Genomic DNA, 16,781 nt, shown 5'->3' with positions numbered 1-16,781 from the left:
ACGCGCCATGGCGAAGACCTACCAGGGGCGCTGCCTGGAGTGCAGGCAATCCCGGTGATGTCGACTCAGGACACTCCTAGAGCCGGTCGGGTGCGGCGAGTCCGAGGAGATCGAGGCCGATTCTCAGCGTGTCGCCGGTGAGCCGGCAGAGCATGAGGCGGTTGTCCATGATCTCGGGGCCGGGCGCCTTCAGTACGGGGCAGGCATCGAAGAAGGATGTGAAGGTCTGGGAGAGTTCGAAGAGGTAGGCGCAGAGCCGGTGCGGCTCGTAGGCGTGAGCGACCTCTTTCAGAGTCAGATCGAGATCGTCGAGCTTGAGCATCAGCGCGCGCTCCGCAGGTTCGAGAACGACTCCCTGATGCACGCGAGCCCGTGCCACAAGGTCGTGTCCCGCCTTCCGGAGGATCGAACGGGTCCTGGCATGCGCGTACTGAAGGTAGACACCGGTGTTCCCGTTCAGCGAGACCATGCGGTCCACGTCGAAGACATAGTCCTTCGCCCTGCTGGTGGCCAGGTCGGCGTACTTGACCGCGCCGATGCCGACGACCGCGGCGATGGTCTCCCGGCCGCCGGCCGCGAGGTCGCGGCTCTTCTCCCGCACCACGAGCCGCGCCCGGTCGACGGCCTCGTCCAGCAGTGAGATGAGCCGGACGGTTTCCCCCGAACGCGTTTTGAAGGGCTTGCCATCTTTGCCGAGAACGGTGCCGAAGGCGAGGTGGACCGCGTCGACCTCGCCGTTCAGCCAGCCGATGCGCTTGGCGGTTTCGAAGACCATACGGAAGTGCAACGCCTGGCGGGCATCGACGACATAGAGGATCCGATGCGCGGCGAGGGTGCCGACGCGGTGGCGGATGGCGGCCAGGTCGGTGGCGGCGTATCCGAACCCGCCGTCTCTCTTGCGGATGATGAGCGGCAGCGGCTCGCCGTTCTGGCCCATGATGTCGTCGAAGAAAACGCAGAGGGCGCCGTCACTGATCACGGCGACGCCCGACCTCTCCAGCTCGTTCGCCACCTCGGCGAGGAAGGGGTTGTAGAAGCTCTCCCCGACGGCGTCCTCATCGGTGAGCAGCACGCCGAGTTTGTCGTACACCTCGTTGAAGTACAGCTTGGACTCGGTGACGATCTCCCGCCAGGACCGGAGCGTCTCGGCGTCTCCGGCCTGGAGCGCGACGACCCGGGTTCGGGCCCGTTCGGCGAACTCCTCGTCGGAGTCGAACTTGACCCGGGAGTCCTTGTAGAGCCGGTTGAGCCACGACAGGGAGCTCGCGGCCGGACTCTTCCCCTGCCGCCATTCCCCGCCGGATTCGGTGAGGTACTGGATCAGCATCCCGAACTGGGTTCCCCAGTCGCCCAGGTGGTTCTGCCGGACCACGTCCTCGCCCAGAAAGCCCAGGATCCGCGCGATCGAGTCACCGATGATGGTCGACCTCAGATGGCCGACGTGCATCTCTTTGGCGATGTTGGGTTGGGAGTAGTCGATGACGGTCGTGCCGTCGAGCGAGCGGGGGAGCCCCAGGCGATCGTCGGCGAGCCGGGCTTCGACCTGTCGCAGCAGCGCGGAGTCGGTCAAGCTCAGGTTCAGGAAGCCCGGTCCTGACACCTCGCACGAGGCGATGAGATCGGCTCCTTCAAGGGACGCGACGACCTTCTCCGCGACTTCACGCGGCTGGGAGCGCAGCTTCTTGGCGACCGCGAGCAGCCCGTTGGCCTGCAGGTCCGCCCGGTCGGAGCGGCGCACCTGAGGATCGGCCCCCGCGTGTTCCGCGGGAAGGGCCCGGTCCATCGCGGAGAGCAACCGTGATGTGATCTGGACGGCGAGTGGAACAACCGGAGCCATGTCTTCCTTTCAGGAGAATTTCGGACGGTCGGACTGTGCTGGCCGGCGGTATGCCCGGGCGAATCCTCGTCACCGTCCCGCGACGTTCGAACGGCCGCGTGGCACGGCTCACCACTCACGACACGCCCTTACGGTCGTCCAGGTACGCCAGTGCCCTCTCGGCGGCCTCGGTGATCATCTGTTCCAGATCATCGGTGTGGCGCCGGGCTTGCGGCGAAGCCGTGTCGTATGGCTCCTCCCATAGCGAACACTCGTGGGAGGTGAAGGGCCAGGGCGGATATCCGGCGCGAACTCGGCACGACGCGACGCTCACGACGATGTCACGGGCCCCGGGGTCGTGCTCCTGAACGGCGATCGCCGCGACAATGTGAAGGGCTCGAAGCGCCGTCGCCAGGTCTTTGCCCGTCATCGCGGCACGAATGGTCTGAGCGGCGGCGAGCCGGGCGTCGTCCCCGCGACCGAGTGCTCGATGGATATGCGCTTCGAGCTCGTTGAGCTGAGGCGCCAGACAAGACCGCCGCACTTCGTCGCAGAGCGTTCTTGCTTCGTCCAGGGGCGCGATCGCCCGCGTTGCCGCACCTCGGAGCACAAGCGCCCAGGCCTTGGACAACAGGGTGTGGATCGCGGCGTCCGGGCCGAGCTCCGCACGGAGCGCGAGGGCCCGATCCGCGGACTTCACCGCTTCGTCGAGCCGGCCCGCGCGAAGGTCGATCAGGGGTTGCCGGCTGAGGCAGGCCGTACGCGACTCGGCGTCGGCCCCAGCGACTTCGTAGGCCTTCCTGAGTGCCGTGTCGGCTTCGGCAGCCCGATCACGCCATGCGGCGGTGGACGCCTCGACCACACGGGCGGCCACGATTCGGGACGGGTCACCGGCGTTCTCCGCGGCGACGACAGCGGCGTGCGCTCGCCGCATCGCGTCGCTGTCGAGAAGCGCGTCGGCGATGGCCGCCAGGTCGATCATGATGTCCGCTCTTCGCCGTTCACCCTCTCTGTCGCCGAGATCTGTGAGGCTCAGAGCCTTGGCGAGATGGGCTCGGGCCGAAGGGAACCGGCCTGCGACATAGGCCAGCCTTCCTGCCCAGTGATACAACTTCGCGCGTAGATGGAGGTGCAGGCTGCTCTCGTGGGACAGCGCGCACTTCGTCCAGTGCCGCAGCAGCTGTGTACGGCCGGATCCGCGATCCCACAACGGACGAGCGGCCGTGAGCAGCTCGACCGCGCGAACGACTGCGGCCCCGGACGTCCCCTCACGAAATCCCCACTCAAGTGCGGCGACGATCTCGGCGAGCTCGGGGTGAAGGACCGAGGCGTCAGCGTGTTCCTCTGCCGACTTCGCGAGGTCGGAGAAGTAGGCGAGATGCCGATCTCTTGTCACCCTGTATTCGGTGGCGCCGAGTTCCGTGCGGCAGAAGTCACGGATCGGGGTCAGGATCCGATACCGATAGTCGTGACCGCGGACGGGTTGGACCAGTGAGCTGTCGACCAGGTTGGCCAGAGCCAGAACCACCTGCCCGCTCATGACAGGGCCGTGGAGCTGTTCGGCCGCCTCGAGGGTGAAGCTTCCCGAGAACGCGGACAACCGCGCGAGGACCAGCATGTCCGTTCGGCTGAGGAGATCGAGACTCCAGCGAATGGTCGCACCCAGGGCCAGTTGATGTGGCAGGCCAGGGGCGAGGCGTTCGCCCAACGCTCCGGGGTGTTCGAGACGTGTACGCAATGCCGCGATCGGTATCGACCGCAACCTGGCCACCGCCAATTCGATGGCGAGGGGCAGTCCGTCGAGCTTCCGGCACACCTCGGCCACATCGCCGAGATCGTCCGAGAGATCGAGCAGCGGGAACTGCTCACCTGCACGGGTGAGAAAAAGGTCGACCGCCCCGTGGCCACACATATCTGTATCGTGTGCTCCCGCAGAGGGCAGTGAAAGCGGGGAAACCTCCCACACCGTTTCGCCGGGGAGCCCGAGAGATCGACGCGACGTGATGACGAAACGAACTCCGTCGCATGATCGGCGCACCTCGTCGGTCCAGGAGGCGATGACGCCCGCCACATGCTCCGCGTTGTCGAGCACGATCAGCAGTTGCCTGCCTTGCAGCGCGGTGATGAGATCCGCCGCGGAACCGTCAGGATCACCCAGAGGCCCGAGCCTGCGCCGAATGGTGTCCGTCACCGCATCGAGTCGGGCGGTGCCGTCCTCCCCCAGGGCGTGCCTCGACGACAGAGCGCCGAGTTCGATGACCGCGACACCGTCGCGATGGGCGTCCTGAGCCCTGGCGGCCACCTCGAGGGCCAAGCTCGTCTTTCCCACCCCACCCGGGCCGGTGAGCGTCACCAGCCGACGTTCTCTCACGAGTTCGGTGACCTGCCTCAGTTCGTCCGCACGCCCGATCAGGGGGCCGGCCGCGGCTCGTCGCCCTCGCCAACGCGATCCAGGGGATGCCACGATCGGACGCTGCGTGAGAGCTTCCATGTTCGCGCAACGAAGCTCTTCACCAGGATCGGCGCCGAGTTCGTCACCGAGCCTGCGCCGGATCTGTTCGAAGACCACCAGCGCTTCTGCTTGCCTTCCCGCATGGTTGTAGACGCGCATCAGAGCGGCGTGGAGCGGTTCGCTCAATGGGTAGTGGCGAGCCAGGCCTTCGAGGCCTGTGATCAACTCGGCGTGGTCATAGCGGTCGGGTACTCGGGCCGCGACGACCATTGCCGTGATCAGTTCCTGCTCGACGGCCGCGAGATTCGCATCCGTCCTCGGATAGTCGCTCAGGTCCTCCAGCGGAAGCCCATGGAACATGGTGAGCGCCTCGGCGGGCACCGCCCCCGATCCCTCGTGCTTTGCCGTGGACAACAGGAAACGGAATCGAAGCAGGTCGAGGCTGTCCTCGTCCAGCATCAGGGAATAGCCGCCGTGCACCCTCCTGAGCATGCTGTCGGCGGTGGTTCCCGAGAGACGCTCCGGCTGCAGGAGGCCACGGAGTCTCTTGACATAGGTCTGAATCGTGTTGACCGCCGTCGGTGGCGGGGATTCTCCCCAGAGAAGAGAGGAGATCTCACTCGTGCTGACCCGGCCGCACGGGTTCAGTAACAGCGCCCCCAGGACCACCCGCTGCTTGGGCGGCCCCAGGGCGAGTTCGCACTCCTCCCTCCACGCGCGCAATGGACCGAGCACCTGAAACCGCACCCCCATGCGACAGACCCCGTCTCAGGCGGCGGGATCTGGCGAGGCGATGAAGGCACCAAGGGCATCGATCGCTAGCAGGCCGATGGTGGGGCGCATGCTGCTCCTTGCGGTTGGAAACTGAAGAGTCGGCGCTGAGACGCTTGTCGGCATACAGAGGCCACCTGGAAGGCGGTCGGGCCCTCTTCGCTCGATCGCGTCGGCGCGATTAGGCATGGAGCGTAGGAGGTGGACACGGCCAGCGGCTATCCAGATGGCGTCCCACACGATTCGTGTCCCGGACAACGCGCCGTCCGAGCCTGAACGCCGGCGTGCGAGAGACGGCCAGGGGCAGGTCGTCGGGGCGGCGAAGGCCGTGGCCGGCTAGGAGACCAGGGCGCCGTCGCTCTCTGGCCCTGGTTCCTCGGCGGCCCCGCCAAGGTGTTCGGCGAGGAATTCCTCTACAGAGGTGAGCAGGTGCATCCAGTTGGCCCGGGATCTGAAGAAGTGCCCCTCCTCGGGATAGAGCAAGTACCGATGCGGAACGCCCCGCTCTCTGAGAGCGTTCACTATCGCCTCGCTCTCCTCGCGCCGGACGCGGATGTCCTTCCCGCCATGGACGATGAGCAGCGGAATCCTGATGTCGTCGATCCTGGAGAGCGGCGAGCGTTGCCAGCAGAACTCGGGTTCGGTCTCAGGATCCCCGACTCTCTTCGCCATCAACGTCCGTGCGGCCGTCCAGTGTGCGGGGATCGACGAGATCACCGTGGCGAGGTTCGCGGGCCCGCACAGGTCGACAGCGCATCGGAACAGGTCAGGCGTGAACGCCGCGCCCACCAGGGCGGCATAGCCACCGTACGAAGCGCCCATGATCGCGATGTTCTCCGGGTCCGCCCAGCCCTGTGCGGTGACGTGACCGACGGCGTCGACCAGGTCCTGGTGCATGAGCCCGGCCCACTCCCGGTCACCCGCGTTGAGGAACGCCTTTCCGTAACCGGTGGATCCGCGGAAGTTGACCTGCAGGCAGAGGTATCCGCGGTCGGCCAGCAGTTGGACCAGGCCGTCGTATCGCCAGGTGTCCCTCTCCCACGGACCGCCATGCACGAGAAGCACCGTGGGAAGTCCCTTCCGTGCGACGGCCGGCGGGAAGGTCACGTAGCCATGTATGGACAGACCGTCACGGGAGAAGAACTCGATCGGCTCCGGCGTCGCCAGATCGAACGCGGAGAGCTCCGGGCGCTGGGGGATGCGATGGAGGATGCTTCCGGTCACCCGGTCGAGGATCCGGTACTCGGGGGACCGGTCGGCCCTGCTGATGGCGCCCAGCCAGAGCCGGTCGTCATCGCTGCTCCCCAGGAAGGTGAGTTCGGCCTCCGGATCCGGACAGAGCCTGTGCGCGTCCAGAGCGGCATCTTCGTCCAGGACCACGGTCTGCTTGCGCGCGCGGGAGAGCGCCGCCGCCCTGGGCCGTCCCGTGACCGGCTCGAACCAGACCGAGCAGACGTCCGCGTCCGGCGCCTCGGCGAGGATCTCGACGATCTCTCCGGTACGCGTGTCCAGTTTGACCAGCCGGGTCGTCTCCGCGCCCGCTGACGTCAACAGATAGAAGTAGCGACCGCCCTGCGACGAACGGGCGAGGCTCGTCGTGGCGGCATCCTCGTGACCGACGGAGAAGACCACCGGCCAGGTGTCCCCTGCGCGGGCGCACACGTCGATGCCGCCGTCTCCGCGCATGAGGAGACCGCCCTCCGCTTCCAGGGACGCGTGGTCGATGATCCATCGGAAGAAGCCCGGGTTCGGCCGCACGGACAGCCTTGCCCCGGTGCTGATCTCGCGGCGCTCGAGATGACCACCCACGCTGGCGAGCAGAAGCTCCGGTCGCTGTCCGGAGACGGCCAGGAGCCGCGCGGAGACGCCCGGCGGCGTCAGATCGTGTGTCGCGGTCCCACGGATGGCGACGGCCGACAGTACCGTCCGCTCATCCCCGTAAGGGTCACGGGTCACCAGCAGGTGCGCGTCATCCGACGCCCACTTCACATCTTCGACGCCTCCTGGCAGGGCGGTGAGCCAGGTGCCCTCGCCGCCCGCCGTCAGGTTCTCGAGGGTCGCCGTCCGGACCTGCCAGTGGGTGTTCCGGCGTTCCAGCCACGCCAGCGACCGTCCATCCGGTGAGAGTGCCAGGCTTGTTCTGGTCTCCTGCCCGAACAACACTCTGCGTGGGATCGACGCCCCGGCGGCGGCCAGATCACCTCGCGGCGGAGTCGAGTGTGTCGCTGACGTCATAGTTGCTCTCCTGGATCGCTGACAACTCCTGGTACAGCCCAGGTAAATTCCGCAGTTCCCCCGGAGTGCCCACCTGTGCGATGACACCGTCGTCCAGCACCACGATCAGGTCGGCCTGCGCCGTGGCGGCGAGCCGGTGGCTGACGAACAGCGCTATCCCTCCAACGGCCCGGCACTGCGCTGTGAGCTCACGGAAACGGTCGAACAGACGAGCCTCCGCCTCGACATCGAGTGCCGAACTGGGCTCGTCCATGACGAACAGCCGCCAGTCCTGCCGCACATAGCTGCGCGCCAGCGCGATCTTCTGCCATTGGCCGCCCGAAAGATCGACCCCGTGCGACCAGCGGGATCCCGTCTGGGTCTCCAGTCCGTCCGGTAGCTTTTCGACATCCTGGTCGAGGCCGGCCCTGGTACAGGCGGCCGGAAGCAGCTCCGGCCGCTTCGCCGCGGCCTCGACGTCGCCGAGCGCCACACCCTCGCGGACGGTCAGCTCATATCGTCCGAAGTCCTGCATGAGCGCGGTCACGCTCTGCTGCCAGTGCCGCCGGGATTCGGCGGTGAGGGTCGCCGCTCCCTTGGAGATCTCACCGCAGTCAGGAGTGAGGAGTCCGGCCATGAGTTTGACCAGCGTGGTCTTTCCCGAGCCGTTCTCGCCTACCACGGCGACCACCGATCCGGACGGTATCTCCAGGTTCACCGCGCTGACGCTGGAAACCGCACGCCCCGGGTAGGTGTAGCTCAGTCCGGAAAGGACCAGAGGCTCCCCGCCCCCACGGGGCACCTCCTGCCTTGTACCTGCTGTTGGCGCCGCGCCTTGCCGCTGAAGTTCGCCCAGCACACCGTCCAGGTCACGGGCGACCCGCATGAGACGACGGGCCCTGGTCGTCTGCTGCATCAGGTTGCCCAGCACGATGCCCAGTTGACCGGTGAGCGCGATCACCATCGCCAGGTCCGGGAGCCCGAGCTTCCCTCCGGCAGCGGCCCAGGCCGTCCAGCCGAGAGCGGCGGCCACCGACAGGGAAATGATCGCCGTGCCTGCCAGCGTCCACGCGAACGCTGATCGGTCTCCCCGATCCCGGCAGCGGTCGGCTTCGTCCCACAGCTCTTCGGCGCGGCGGACCAGCCCGGCACCGGCCCCACCGGCTCGTGCGGTCAGTCCACCCGCTGGTGACGCGAGGTGCTCGGCCAGGACGCCGGCCCGGTCGACGAGCGGGCCGGCCGTTTCGTCCGCATGGTCCTCGGCGCTGAACGCGCGGCCGTTCCAGCGCAGGGCGGGTACGGACAGGACCGGGATGAGTGCGAGCCAGAGGCTGACCTTGGCGAGGAGCAGCACCGTGAGGCCGAATTGGAGGATGGCCCCGACGACCAGGACCAGTCCACCGAACGCCGACCCGGTGAGGTCCACGCGTTCCCTGGACCTGATGCGGTCGATGCGTTCCCGGAGTGCCCCGCCCTGAAGCAGGTCGACCGTGCGCAGCCCCAGCATCGCCTGGATCAGCCAGCCGTCGATCGTCCGGGCGGTCTCCGCTTCGAGCCGGACCCTGCTTCTAATCCCGAGAGAGCCGAGCACATGGATCAGCAGGAGAGCCGTGACGAACAGCGTCACACCGAGCAGCTGCTGCGGCCGGCTTCCGGACAGGACTCCCGCCACGGCCACGCCGACGCCGACCGCGACGAGAGGCTCGGCCACCCGTCCCAGGGGATCGCAGACAAGTACGGTCACCACGTTGCGCGGCGATGTCCGCCAGGCCGCCCTGAAGAGCAGCAGCACCGGTGCGAACCTGCTAGTCATCGACATCCTCCTTGGCGGCACGGAAGCGCTCCGCCTGGCGGCGGAACATCTGGGCGTACCGGGTCGGGCCGCTCATGAGCTCGTCATGGGTTCCCTGCTCGATGACGCGGCCCCGGTCCAGCAGGACGATCTCGTCAGCGTGGCGGACGGTCGACAGCCGGTGGCTGATCAGCACGGCCGTGGTCGAGGTCGCGAGTTCACTGAACCTCTGGTTGAAACGCTCTTCGGCTCGTACGTCCAGACTCGCCGTGGGTTCGTCGAGGATGACCAGGCTGGATCGGTTCCCGAGTGAGGTGAGATGGTAGAGGATCCGCGCGAGGACCAGCCGCTGCCACTCCCCGCCGGACAGGTCGACACCTTGAGCGCTTTCGGGGAGCAGCAGGGTGTCCAACCCGTCCGGAAGGCGGTCCAGCAAGAGGTCGGCGCCGGCCTCCCGGAGCGCCTTCTCGACCAGTTCGAGGTCAGGCGACGGTGCGCCGGGCGCGACGTTGGCCGCGAGCGAGAGCGGATAGCGGATCACGTCCTGATCGGCGACCACGCATCGGGACAGCCAGCCTCGGCGGTCGAACTCGGTCAACGGCACGCCGTCGACCTGCAGCATGCCTCGCGTCGGATCCAGTGCACCGGTCAGCAGCTTGGCGAGCGTGCTCTTTCCCGCACCGTTCAGACCGACCACGGCCAGCGAACGGCCTGTTCTGAGCTCCAGATCGACATCCTGCAGGACCGGAGCGTCTCGATAGCCGAAACCGACCTCGCGCACAGTGATCGTCTGGAAAGTGGAGGGGATCGGCCGAGGACCGGAACGAACATCGCGCGTGCGGTCGAGGGCGGCGGGGAGCCGTCTCACCTCGGCGGCCGCCGGAGCGCCGTACTCCACCATGTACTCCGGCCCGATCCAGCCCAGCGACTCCATGCCGGCCATCGCCTGCAGGACGACCAGAACCGCCGCGGTGCCGAACTCTCCCCGCCGAGCCTGGTCGAGGGCGGCCCAGGCGACCAGCAGATGGGCCCCGACGACCACCGCTCCGGCCCACACCTGTGCCGCCGCACGACGATTTCGTCCGGCCTTGGCCGCGCTCACCTCCGACCAGCGATCCTCGAACCGGCCGACCAGCCACGGCCTCGCACCGGGCATCAAGATGAGCTCCGCCGACCGTCGACTGTCCAGGAGCAGACCTCGCAGGTAGTCCGCCCGGCTCACCGACTCCGAATGTCGTCCGGACTCCCGGCCGGCCACCGCGGCCCGGACCTCCGATCGAACGGCCGAGCGGTAGAGAAGCCAGCTTCCGGCCAGGACGATCGGCGCCCACCAGAGGTAGTGGGCCAGGATCACGGCGGTCACCAGAGCGCTGAGCCGCCCTGGGCACACCTCGGCGAGGCCGCGCACCGCCGCACCGACGGTGAAGTAGCCCGACGAGGCGGCCTGCGCGGCTCGCAAGGAACCGACGAATCGCTCGTCATGCAGATGGGCGATACCGGCCGGCCGGTCGACCACGGCGAGCATCTCGCTTCGGACCGCGTGCTCCACCCGGCGGGCCAGGACGACCGCGAGCGTCTGCCTGACCGGGGTCAAGATCTGCCCACCGAGATACGCGCAGACGAGAACCGTCAGGCTGACCGAGGCCGGCGCACCGGCCGTGATGTCCGATGCCACCCACCCCCCTGCCAGGACGAACAGCGGGGGCATCGCGGTGGCCATCACGGTGAACAGGACCAATGCGGCGAATGTTCGAGGAGAGGCTCGTACCGCCAGCAGGACCACCTCGAACGCGGCGCGCCCTGACAAGCGTGTCCGGAGCCACGACAAGACGTTCATGAAGCCGCCCCCACCTCGCCGAGCACTTTCACGGCCGCCGATGCTTCTGGGCGGTGACTCGGTTCGATGGCGCACATCGCCCGGACGAGGTCGCATACTCGGCTCGGAAGAGACGTTCCATGCGGTCCGGGCACCTCATCCAGTGAGGGCACTGGATGGTTCTCCGCCAAGGCGCGCAGGACCGCCGCGGAGTTCCGTTGCCGGGCGACGACGTCCTCACACCGGAGGAACAGTTCCGTCAGCTTGTCGAGCAGCTCGTCGTCCGCCGCCACCGGATCGGGCGTACGCCCCGTCCAGAGCACGTGGAGGCTGACGCCGAGTGCGTACACATCCGCGCGCCGCCACGCCTCCGGTGAACTCGACATACCGAGGAAGGCTTCCGGCGGAGCGAATGGGCGGTAGGTCAGTGGGCGCGCATAACGGTAGAACGCGTGCTCTTCTGAGATCAGTGGGGGGCCGTGCAGTTCCCGCGCGAATGTGAGGTCGATCAGTCTGACTCGTTCACCGTCGGTCACGGCGTTGTCCGGCCGCACGTCGCGGTGGACGACACCTCTGGCGTGCAGCCGAGCGACCGCGCCGAGGAGGGCGGTCCAGACGCGCTGGATCTGCTCCGCGCCGGCGGTCTCCCGCCATGCCTTGAGGTCCGTGCCGAACCGCGGGGTGATCAAGGGTGCGGGACCCTCGGCCTGGGCGGTCCAGCGGGCTTTCATTCGGTGATGGGATTCCGCGACAGGAACGACGGCACCGCTCCCGGTCAACATCTCGGCAAGGGCACGTTCGCGAGCGAACGCCGGCCTCCAGTACGGGCCGTCCAGATCCGTACGAGGGAACTTCACCACGACCTCACGCCGCGTCCGGCGTTCGATGCCCACGAAGAGCTCGGAGAGCGAGCCTCCGGGCCGCCACGCACGCAGGTGGTCGAGTTCGGTCGCGAGGAGAGCCTGCCGGCGGGCCGTAAGGTCAGCGATCATTTCCGCTTCCGCAGACCGCGCATGACGGACGCCGGTCTCCTGTGATGCGCGTCATCTCGTACTTGAAAAGGTCGATCGACCAGACCGCGTTCGCGGTCAACGGAGCCGAGCAGCCGGTCAGGAAACGGGTGGCCTCCCAGACCGCGAGCGACGACATGGCGGCGATCAGCGGGGCGAAGGGGGACCTGGGCGGTAGCCACTCGTTGGCCACCGCCTTGTCGATCGTGCTGGTCAGCGCACTGTCGCCGTCGACCATGCACTGATAGCAGGCGGTCCTGCCCGGCACGTACAGCGGACCCAGGGTGCTGCCTCCGGACAGCAGCGACGGGGTGGACGTGCGCACGCAGGTCTCGGCGATGATGTCCCTGATGTTGGCGACCCGATAGCCGAAAGAGTTGAACACCAGATCCGCGCTCTCGGCGAGGTCCGCCAGATCGGTGACCTCGCGGATCAGACGTTCATGGGTCACGACCTTGACGGAGGGGTCGGATACGGCGAGCATCTCGGCGGCCACTTCGACCTTCAGCCGGCCGACGTCAGTGGTTCGGTAGAGAACCTGCCGAGGCAGGTTCGTGGCCTCCACCGTGTCGGGATCGACGAGGATGATGGTCCCTATGCCGATCCGTGCACAGTTGAGAGCGATCCAGGTGCCGAACGCTCCGACTCCGACGATCAGCACTGTCGAACCGCGAAGGGCGTCCTGGAAAGCGCCGCCTGAGAGTTCCGGCGTCTCCCACAACGAGAAGAACTCGCTCTGATGGACGTAAAGCCCTTCGGGGTCGGCGATGCCGGGTCGTTGATCCTTGTCATCGATGACGGCGCCGATGCGATGCAGCTCTTCGATGAGAGGGGCGGCGCCCGGCGGCTCGATCTCAGAGCCGGGAGCGATGCCTTGGTCGAGCATCTCGAAGATCTGCTGGACGAACCGCGGGTCGCCGTTCACTCCGAAACGCTCGTTCGTGGTCAGCGACCACACCTCGCCGCCCGCCGGTGTTTGGAAGTGACCCCAGCCTCGGTGGAATCTCAGCACGTCATCTGGCCTTTCATGCGACGGTCACGGTCGTGAGTACTTGATGGTCGACGGGCGCGAGCTGGAAGAGTCGCTCACCGAGCGAGTCGCGGACGGCTGGGGTCAGCCAGGTCTGCAGGCCGCAGGCGGTCGCCACCAGGATCAATGCCTGGCCGACTCTCGCGGAGTCGAAGTAGAGATTGCGCAGGCCCCGCTCATGCCGGTAGCGCCATTGATAGCGCGGGAAGTCGGCCACGACGAACACCGTCGCGGCGGCCGTCTCCACCTGACGCTGACCGATGAACAGCTCCTTGCACGCCGCCCGGGTCTCGGCTTCGCCGTGTACCGTTCCGAGATCGTCCAGCGCGTGCGTGGACGGATCGTAGAGATGGATTCCGGACTCGATCCCGTGGACGTCGTAGACCGCCACGTAGTAGTCGAACGCCGCGCCGTAACTGAAGAGGAACCGCTGCGGATCCGCCGGGTCCGGATCGCGATTGCGGCTCGCCCGGGCCAAGCCGTGCCCCAGCAGGTCGGACAGTCGCTGGTCACCGAAGGCGCGGCGATGCAGCGTACGTGAAGTGACCCGTTTCCTCAGGACTTCGCCGACGGGCGTCTCCGGAAGCGGTGCGGGCTCAGGCAGGACCATTGGCCGCGTCGCCGCCCGGCGCGGGCTCGGCGGAGGTCCGTCTTCACGGAGAAAGGTGGCGAGCGCCTCCATCTGCCGGTCGCGGTAAGCCTCTCCGTCATCCTGGAAGGACGCACGCCGTGACCACAGATAGGTGGTCAGGGCGTGGGACCAGCCACGGGCATGCCAGTGCTCCAGGCTACGACCGGTGTCATCGTCGATCGCATCGGCATCAAGGAGGCCGCAGTTTTTCAGGATCGCGAGTCCCGAGATGTCGTTCTCGCCGGCCGCGAGCGAGATCAGCGCGCGCCGCCCCATGAGGACGGCGGAATTCGCGAACGGACTCCGCACGGTGGCCTTACCGTCCTCGTCGGGGATGACGACCGTGCCCGCCGCCCATCGTGGTGCGGCATTAACGGGGGGTTCAGGAGAGTTCTGTCGATGCTCGGCCGACTGCCGCCGCATAGAGGACACCTTCGTCCAATCCTTCCTTCTGCAGCCCGAACAGCCCGTGCACGGCGATGTCGTCGACTCCGTGCTGCCAGAAGACCGGCAGATCAAGGGCCTGTCCGCAGAGTTCCATGGTCGCCGCGGCGTGACCGGCGTCCATGAACACGGTGCGGAACGTCCGAGGCTCGCGATAGCGATACATGTTGCGTTCCCATAGGCCCGTCACCACGACGAAGGCCGCCGGTTCGAAAGGCGCACGCCACAGGCCTTGCAGCATCGGCTTGAGCACGTCATCGCCGGGAAGATCACCGATCCGCTCCAGCTCGGAGGTCCTGACGGCGAAGTGGTAGGTCCCGGGCGTGAGCCCCGAAACCTTCCGCGCGAGGACATAGCATTCGACCGGATGCCTTGAGCCACCGGAAGGGCTCGTCTTGCGAACCAGCGGGGCGCGCGGAACACTCGACCGGACTCTGCGCGAGCGAAGCTGCCCGAAGCTCGAAGAGATCAGTGCCGAGAGCTTGTCGTATGTGGCCACGGGCAGGGATTCGGATCCGTTTCGACGGTCCCACGCCTCGGCGAAAGGCCGGGCGAGGCTTTCAAGAGCTTCGGCGGTCCGCACGACGGGAACAGCGAGCGAGCCCGCGTGCTCCTTGTATCGGTTCACGTCGAAGCTCTCGGCGGCGAACAACTCCATAATCGATTTGTCCATGGCCGGTGCATCCGACTCGGAGTAGTTCAGATACGGATAGTCGTAGGTGAGCAGGTGGTGGTCGAATGCGGCCTGCCATCCGGCGTCGCGCCATCGCCGCTCGGTCTCCTCAAGACGGGAATCATCGCGATCCGGCGTCAGGAATCCTTCTGTCACCAACCGCTCGACGATGGACCGGCCGGCGTCGGACTCCAGTCCTGCCGATCGCTTCAGTTCTTCGAGGCGCTCTTCGGCCGAACCGGCACGCAAGAAGCTCAGCAAGACCTGTGCCGCGGCGCTGCCCAGCAGGATCTCCCTGCGCGCGGCGATGTTCATCACGTACCAGCGTTCTGTGGACCAGATGCTCGGCGGCGGGACCAGGCGAACCGTCGGAACGATCCGCAGCAACGGATCAGCGGTGTCAGACATGGGATTCCAGAGTTTCGTGATCGACGTGGCCGACTAACGGGCTCATCGCCCTGAAGCACACCACTCCAGGGCGATGAGGACGACCTACGGCCGCGAGCTCTCCATCTGGCGAAGCGCGATCGGCATCTCGGGCAGCGCCTCCACGGTGAAGTCCGCGGGGTTCAACTCGACCCCGGCCCCGAGCTTTCCGGAGACCTCGGCCGCGAGCGCTGACGTGCTGGTGGACATATCTTCCTCCCTGAAATGGAATGAAGCTGACACCGGAAAGCCTGAATGTTCGGACTGGAATCAACCTGGAATTTCTCTGGACGCACGCGCCTCGTCATGGTCCGGGCTCGTGCCCGGAATGCCCATGACGTCCAGAGGCGTAGCGTGTGATCGGGATCCTCGTGACGGTGTGCCGCTGCTCGCGCGGTGTGCGTCGACAGGTCTCGCGCTGGAACCTGAGTAGCACCCAGGGGTCCCTTCTCGCCTGTCCGCCGGCCTCTGTCAGCGGCGGAACAGCTCCAGCAGCTCCTCCGCTCGGCGGGTGCGGGTGATCCACATCTCGCGGCCCCGGCGCTCCCGCATGATCAGCCGTCCGGCGCGCAGCCGGTCGCAATGGTAGGTCAGGCCGCTGGGCGCGATCTGCAGGTCCGTGGACAGCATGCTCATGGTCATGGGCTGTTCCAGGGCGCAGAGCAGGTGTGCGCGGACCGGACCCAGGATCGCCGACAGCTCGTTCCCCGCGGGCGCGACGGGCTTACGCCACAACGAGCCCGCACCGGGCACCGGATAGGCGATCCAGACGGCGTCCGGGCTGTCCAGGCTGACGATCACGGCGTCCTTGCCGGCCAACATGGGCACCAGAACGAGCTTCCTGTCACCCAGCTCGAACGTGCTCGATTCCAGGTCGGAGATGAGCAGGCCACGCTCGCCGTAGACGATGCGCTCGCTCAGCGCGCCCAGCAACAACTCGTGGCCGCCCCGCACGGCCGCGACGCCCACCCGCTCGACCTCCCTGTCGAGCAGCGGGCGGGCGCGCTTCCACAGCGGTTCCGTGGTGTTCCAGACGTCGGCCAGGGCGCCGGCGTACCCGCGCAGCCAGCGCTCGGGCCGCATGGCAGCCGAGCGCCAGTGCAACGGCGGCGTCCCCGGGCCGAACGTCTGCTCCAGATCCTTGATCAGAGCGTCGGGCGAGATGTCCTGCAGGGCGCTGACCTGCGACTGCACGGTGACATCGCCGTCGGTGGGGGAGCACGGCACGATGCTGTCCGGTGCGATCGAGCTGCCGGGTACGGCCAGCGGGCGCACGGCGTCCTGGCCGAGCGGGCCGACCTGTGAGGCGATCGCCTTACGCCACGATTCGGGCAGGCCGCGCTGGCGCCCCGCGAGGGCGTCGGCGATCATGGCGAGCGCGGTCAGATTGGGCGAGATCGAGATCTGGAGCCGTGGCGGGGAGCTCAGCCGCAACTCGCTCCACACCCTGCTCTTCGCGGCTATTTGGGTCCCCACGGGAGGGACTTTAAACGGAGGCCACATCTCTCCTGGAATGCTTCAACGAAACGTGAAACATCCGATACATAGATGATCTACGGCTCCTGTGAACGTGCGGCTCACCACCGGCTTTGGGACCACATGTCTCGGCTGTCCAGTCCAGTACTCAGCGGTCGATGGGCTCGGGTCGGGGTGCTGTCGATGCCGAGCCCCGAAGCTGATCGGGAGTATCGGCTTCCCGGCGATTC

At 67.2% G+C, this 16,781-nt stretch carries 11 protein-coding genes; all 11 read right to left on the bottom strand.

The annotated features are described in order from the left end of the window. Positions 1–76: 76 nt before the first annotated feature. The 11 genes from argS to ABZU32_RS34255 all read right to left on the bottom strand — a co-directional run bounded on the left by argS (position 77) and on the right by ABZU32_RS34255 (position 16,551). Positions 77–1,837, bottom strand: a complete 1,761-nt coding sequence (gene argS, locus ABZU32_RS34305) for an arginine--tRNA ligase (RefSeq protein ID WP_354929034.1) — start codon at positions 1,835–1,837, stop codon at positions 77–79. 115 nt (positions 1,838–1,952) lie between these two features. After that, on the bottom strand, positions 1,953–5,021 hold the full coding sequence (locus tag ABZU32_RS34300) for a BTAD domain-containing putative transcriptional regulator (RefSeq protein WP_354929031.1): 3,069 nt from the start codon (positions 5,019–5,021) through the stop codon (positions 1,953–1,955). Positions 5,022–5,375: 354 nt separating this feature from the next. Beyond that, entirely contained in the window at positions 5,376–6,725 is a 1,350-nt protein-coding gene (locus tag ABZU32_RS34295) for a S9 family peptidase (protein ID WP_354929066.1), read from the bottom strand. Between the two features lie 511 nt (positions 6,726–7,236). Beyond that, positions 7,237–9,066, bottom strand: coding sequence for an ABC transporter ATP-binding protein (locus ABZU32_RS34290; RefSeq protein ID WP_354929028.1), 1,830 nt, complete (start codon positions 9,064–9,066; stop codon positions 7,237–7,239). Further along, a complete protein-coding gene (locus ABZU32_RS34285; RefSeq protein WP_354929025.1) occupies positions 9,059–10,783 on the bottom strand; it encodes an ABC transporter ATP-binding protein in 1,725 nt (574 codons plus the stop codon). The genes ABZU32_RS34290 and ABZU32_RS34285 overlap by 8 nt, the downstream gene beginning before the upstream one ends. Positions 10,784–10,878: 95 nt before the next feature. Then, the gene (locus tag ABZU32_RS34280; RefSeq protein WP_354929022.1) at positions 10,879–11,853 is read right to left on the bottom strand and encodes a hypothetical protein; all 975 of its coding nucleotides are present in this window, start codon (positions 11,851–11,853) and stop codon (positions 10,879–10,881) included. Further along, a complete protein-coding gene (locus ABZU32_RS34275) occupies positions 11,843–12,796 on the bottom strand; it encodes a ThiF family adenylyltransferase (RefSeq protein WP_354929019.1) in 954 nt (317 codons plus the stop codon). Before ABZU32_RS34275 ends, ABZU32_RS34280 begins: the two co-directional genes overlap by 11 nt. A 100-nt stretch (positions 12,797–12,896) precedes the next feature. Next, on the bottom strand, positions 12,897–13,955 hold the full coding sequence (locus ABZU32_RS34270) for a SagB/ThcOx family dehydrogenase (RefSeq protein WP_354929016.1): 1,059 nt from the start codon (positions 13,953–13,955) through the stop codon (positions 12,897–12,899). After that, positions 13,915–15,057, bottom strand: coding sequence for a SagB/ThcOx family dehydrogenase (locus ABZU32_RS34265; protein WP_354929013.1), 1,143 nt, complete (start codon positions 15,055–15,057; stop codon positions 13,915–13,917). Before ABZU32_RS34265 ends, ABZU32_RS34270 begins: the two co-directional genes overlap by 41 nt. A gap of 84 nt (positions 15,058–15,141) precedes the next feature. Continuing rightward, entirely contained in the window at positions 15,142–15,285 is a 144-nt protein-coding gene (locus tag ABZU32_RS34260) for a hypothetical protein (RefSeq protein ID WP_354853622.1), read from the bottom strand. 261 nt (positions 15,286–15,546) lie between these two features. Beyond that, the gene (locus tag ABZU32_RS34255; RefSeq protein ID WP_354929010.1) at positions 15,547–16,551 is read right to left on the bottom strand and encodes a winged helix-turn-helix domain-containing protein; all 1,005 of its coding nucleotides are present in this window, start codon (positions 16,549–16,551) and stop codon (positions 15,547–15,549) included. Positions 16,552–16,781: the final 230 nt, after the last annotated feature.

It is taken from the genome of Sphaerisporangium sp. NPDC005288, from assembly GCF_040607475.1.
Taxonomy (GTDB): domain Bacteria; phylum Actinomycetota; class Actinomycetes; order Streptosporangiales; family Streptosporangiaceae; genus Sphaerisporangium; species Sphaerisporangium rhizosphaerae.
The sequence above is the reverse complement of the archived record's forward strand: the minus strand, read 5'-3'. Positions and strand labels throughout refer to the sequence as shown.

Bases quoted from the DNA above. Each gene is read 5' to 3' on its own strand.
- argS (WP_354929034.1), bottom strand. From the start codon at position 1,837: ATGGCTCCGGTTGTTCCACTCGCCGTCCAGATCACATCACGGTTGCTC.
- ABZU32_RS34300 (WP_354929031.1), bottom strand. From the start codon at position 5,021: ATGGGGGTGCGGTTTCAGGTGCTCGGTCCATTGCGCGCGTGGAGGGAG.
- ABZU32_RS34295 (WP_354929066.1), bottom strand. From the start codon at position 6,725: ATGCGCGGAGACGGCGGCATCGACGTGTGCGCCCGCGCAGGGGACACC.
- ABZU32_RS34290 (WP_354929028.1), bottom strand. From the start codon at position 9,066: ATGACTAGCAGGTTCGCACCGGTGCTGCTGCTCTTCAGGGCGGCCTGG.
- ABZU32_RS34280 (WP_354929022.1), bottom strand. From the start codon at position 11,853: ATGATCGCTGACCTTACGGCCCGCCGGCAGGCTCTCCTCGCGACCGAA.
- ABZU32_RS34270 (WP_354929016.1), bottom strand. From the start codon at position 13,955: ATGCGGCGGCAGTCGGCCGAGCATCGACAGAACTCTCCTGAACCCCCC.
- ABZU32_RS34265 (WP_354929013.1), bottom strand. From the start codon at position 15,057: ATGTCTGACACCGCTGATCCGTTGCTGCGGATCGTTCCGACGGTTCGC.
- ABZU32_RS34260 (WP_354853622.1), bottom strand. From the start codon at position 15,285: ATGTCCACCAGCACGTCAGCGCTCGCGGCCGAGGTCTCCGGAAAGCTC.